The organism is Gluconacetobacter sacchari (genome assembly GCF_014174255.1).
In the GTDB taxonomy this organism is placed as follows: Bacteria; Pseudomonadota; Alphaproteobacteria; order Acetobacterales; family Acetobacteraceae; genus Gluconacetobacter; species Gluconacetobacter sacchari.
The window spans coordinates 1-3282 of the sequence record NZ_JABEQJ010000073.1; the positions used below are offsets into that span (position 1 = coordinate 1).

At 62.6% G+C, this 3282-nt stretch carries 4 protein-coding genes; 1 reads left to right on the forward strand and 3 read right to left on the reverse strand.

The window, feature by feature from the left end; all coding sequences use genetic code 11:
• Nucleotides 1–266: 266 nt before the first annotated feature.
• The 3 genes from HLH48_RS22565 to HLH48_RS22575 all read right to left on the reverse strand — a co-directional run bounded on the left by HLH48_RS22565 (nt 267) and on the right by HLH48_RS22575 (nt 2454).
• Entirely contained in the window at nt 267–863 is a 597-nt protein-coding gene (locus HLH48_RS22565) for an NADPH-dependent F420 reductase (RefSeq protein WP_182999690.1), read from the reverse strand.
• Nucleotides 864–890: 27 nt separating this feature from the next.
• Nucleotides 891–1658 (reverse strand): SDR family NAD(P)-dependent oxidoreductase, encoded by a 768-nt coding sequence (locus HLH48_RS22570; RefSeq protein WP_182999691.1) that lies wholly within the window; start codon nt 1656–1658, stop codon nt 891–893.
• Nucleotides 1659–1719: 61 nt separating this feature from the next.
• Nucleotides 1720–2454 (reverse strand): SDR family NAD(P)-dependent oxidoreductase, encoded by a 735-nt coding sequence (locus tag HLH48_RS22575; protein ID WP_182999692.1) that lies wholly within the window; start codon nt 2452–2454, stop codon nt 1720–1722.
• 115 nt (nt 2455–2569) lie between these two features.
• Between HLH48_RS22575 and HLH48_RS22580 the strand changes: the two genes are divergently transcribed.
• Nucleotides 2570–3148, forward strand: coding sequence for a TetR/AcrR family transcriptional regulator (locus HLH48_RS22580; protein WP_182999693.1), 579 nt, complete (start codon nt 2570–2572; stop codon nt 3146–3148).
• The last annotated feature ends 134 nt before the right edge of the window (nt 3149–3282 follow it).

Here is a 3282-nt window from a genome sequence, read left to right on the forward strand (position 1 = left end):
CGGCCTTCTGCAGAAGGCCGGAGCGTCCATCAGGGAAGTCGAGACAACCACATCATGAGGGGGGCAGTTCCTCGTTTCGCCAAAGGGGTCAGTTCTTCAATTCGTTTGACAGTTTCCATACCGTCCGTTGATCAACGGCCCGATTGCAGTGCACCCCGTACACGAACCCGCTTCGCGGGAGCGCCGCCCGAGAACGCAAGTAAGATGGATTGTTGTATTCAAATGTGGGCGCTGGCCTTCATGGCGCAGCGCCCAGGCACAATTCATCAGTCGAACTTGACCAAATCCTTGAAGATCAGGCGGCCCCAGCGATCGCCGCGCGCGTGGACGAGCAGCCCACCTTCCGAAAGCCCGCCAAGGTTGATTGGCGCGAAACCGAGCTTTTCCGCAAGCGCGCCGATCTCCGCTGCGGCGCTCTCGTCGTCGCTCGCCAGGAACACCACTCTCCTGCCTCCATGCACGGCGGGGTCCTGGTCCAAGACGGCAGCGACCAGATGATTGAAGCCTTTCACCAGCCTGGCGCCGGTGAACGCCTTCGCGACGACGGCGGAGGACGGGAGGCCGTCCAGTTCCTCAAGCGGGGCCTGCGTGTTCATCGCGTCTACGATGGTCTTGCCCTTCCAATTGGGTAGCGCCCTCGCGACCTCCGGGTGCGACTCGAAGCGGACAGCCAAAAAGATGATGTCCGCCTTGACGGCTTCCCCCAGGGTGGTGGGAATGATCTCGGGTCCGATCGCGGCTGCATCGGATGTAAAGCTTGCCGGATTGCGCGTGGTGGCGACGGATACTTCGATGCCCTTGCGGGCAAACGCCTTGGCAAGAGCGTGGCCGATCTTGCCGAAGCCGATGATTGCGTAGCTCATTGTATTCTCCTTCGGTTTTTCGGCGCGTCAGAGCTTGTAGCCGCCGCTCGCCTCAATCGTCTGGCCCGTCACCCAATGGCCGTCATCGGAGGCCAGGAACGCCACAACGGCGGCGATTTCCGAAGGCTCGCCAAAGCGGCCCAGCGCGATTTGGGCCTCGACTGCCTTTGCGAGTTCGGGATTCTCCCGAAAGGCGGCGTTCGCGTCCGTTCGCGTGTAGCCCGGCGCCACGGCGTTCGCGGTAATTCCGCGCGGCCCCAGTTCGATTGCGAGCGTATGGGTCAGGTTGTTGATCGCCGCTTTGGCCATCGAATAGACGGGCGCGGCCGTCACGGGCTTCGTCGCGGCAGCGGAAGAGATGTTGATGACGCGTCCGCCATCGGCGAGGCGATCCAGAGCGGCCTGAACGATGAAGAAGGGGGCGCGGGCGTAAACCGCGATCAGGGTGTCCCAACTGTCCGGCGTCGCGTCCTTGAAACCAACAAAGCCGAAATTGCCGGCGTTGTTGACCAGAATGTCGAGGGCTTTGCTGCCGTTCCGCTTGGTGAACTGGCCGTCGAGTCTCTCGAACAAGGTCGGGACGGTCGCTGGGTCAACGAGGTCCGCGTGGACCGCGAAGGCGGTGCCTCCGGCTTTCTCGATGGCCGCGACCGCCTCGTCTGCGCCAGATTTGCTGGCATTATAGGTCAGCGCGACCGTCGCACCATCTTTTGCGAGACGTTCGGCGATGGCGCGGCCAATGCCCCGCGACGCCCCGGTAACGAGAGCAGTTTTTCCTTTAAGAGCTTGGTCCATTCTATATTCTTCCGTGGTGTGTTTGGTCGGATTACTGGAGTGGCCGGCTAAGCGTGGCGCATCAGATTTGCGCCAGGCCGCCGTCGACGGCGACCTCGCTGGCGGTCATGAAACTGCTGTCCGGTGAGGCGAGAAAGACTGCCACCGCGCCGATTTCCGCCGGATCGGCCATCCGCTGGAGCGGATTCATCGAGGCGAAAACCTTCTGACCTTCCTCGCCCAGCGCTTCTTTCGCGAGTTCGGTCGCCGTCGGTCCGGGCGACAGCACGTTGACCCGGATGCCCGTGCCCTTCAGGTCCTCTGCCCAGGTCTTCGCGAGGTTACGCACGGCCGCCTTGCTTGCGCTGTAGGCAGTGAACCCCGGCGCGCCCGTGGTGCCGGCGCTCGATCCGGTCAGGATGATCGAACCTCCCGGCCCCATCAGCGGCAGCGCCTTCTGGACCGTGAAGATCGTGCCCTTCACATTGGTGTCGAAGGTTTCATCAATGTGCCCGGCAGTGATCTTGCCGAGCGGAAGCGGACTTCCCGCCCCGGCATTGGCCAAGACGATGTCAAGGGTTCCGCGTTCGGCCTTCACCGTCGCGTAGAGGCGGTCGAGGTCGGCCTCATCGGAAACCGAACCCTGCACCGCCCGCGCATTGGGGCCAAGTTCGGCCGCGGCGGCGTCGAGCGCATCCTGCCGGCGGCCGAAGATGAAGACGAAGGCGCCTTCCTCGATGAAGCGCTTTGCCGCAGCGAGGCCGATTCCAGTGGCCCCGCCGGTGATGACGGCAACCTTGCTCGCGAGCTTTCCCATGACTTTCCTTCCGTCGTGTCGGACAGCGGCCTGTTGCCATCTGTGCACAGGCAGACTATCTAATGGATCACCGATCCGGATATATGGATCACTGATCCATTTAGCAAGGCAGTCCATGCGAGCCGACGCAGAAAAAAATCGCAGCCAGATTCTTAACGTCGCGCGTGATGCCATCGCCGAGCATGGCGCCGACGCATCGATGCGCGATATTGCCCGCCGCGCCGGCGTCGGCCTGGCCACGCTGCTTCGCCATTTCCCGACGCGGGAAGCCCTGTTTGAAGCCCTGCTGTGCACCCGTCTGGACGCCTTGACGCAGCAGGCGGCGGAACTCGAAACCTCAGCTTCGGCCGACAACGCGCTGCTCTCGTGGTTTCGGGATTTGGTGGCGTTCACCCAGGGCTACAGGGGTGTCGTTGCCATGATGGCGGCCGCCCACACCAACCCGGACTCCGCTCTTTATGCCTCCTGCGAGGCGGTGCACTCGGCAGGCGCGCGACTACTGCTTCGCGCTCAGGGCGAGGGAACGGCGCGCGCCGATATGAATGGGGACGACCTGTTCGCCCTGATAACGGCTCTCGGCTGGGCGGTCGACCAACCCTCATTCGCACCACGGGCCGATCATCTCGTTCAGCTCATCACGAGCGCCATCCTGACAAATCGGCCTGGCAACGATGACGAGAAGGCTGTGCCTTGATCAGATCAGACTGACATCGGATGGCTGAGGTGGAGCCGGAAAATCGGACAGGGTGTTAAGCTCATCCCGACCTGAAGGAATGGACGGGAATGAAGACGACGAGAAAGCGCTACAGCGCGGAGTTCAAAGCGAAG

Excerpts from the sequence above, each read along its gene's own strand:
- HLH48_RS22575 (WP_182999692.1), bottom strand. The coding sequence starts at position 2,454 with ATGGGAAAGCTCGCGAGCAAGGTTGCCGTCATCACCGGCGGGGCCACT.
- HLH48_RS22580 (WP_182999693.1), top strand. The coding sequence starts at position 2,570 with ATGCGAGCCGACGCAGAAAAAAATCGCAGCCAGATTCTTAACGTCGCG.
- HLH48_RS22565 (WP_182999690.1), bottom strand. The coding sequence starts at position 863 with ATGAGCTACGCAATCATCGGCTTCGGCAAGATCGGCCACGCTCTTGCC.
- HLH48_RS22570 (WP_182999691.1), bottom strand. The coding sequence starts at position 1,658 with ATGGACCAAGCTCTTAAAGGAAAAACTGCTCTCGTTACCGGGGCGTCG.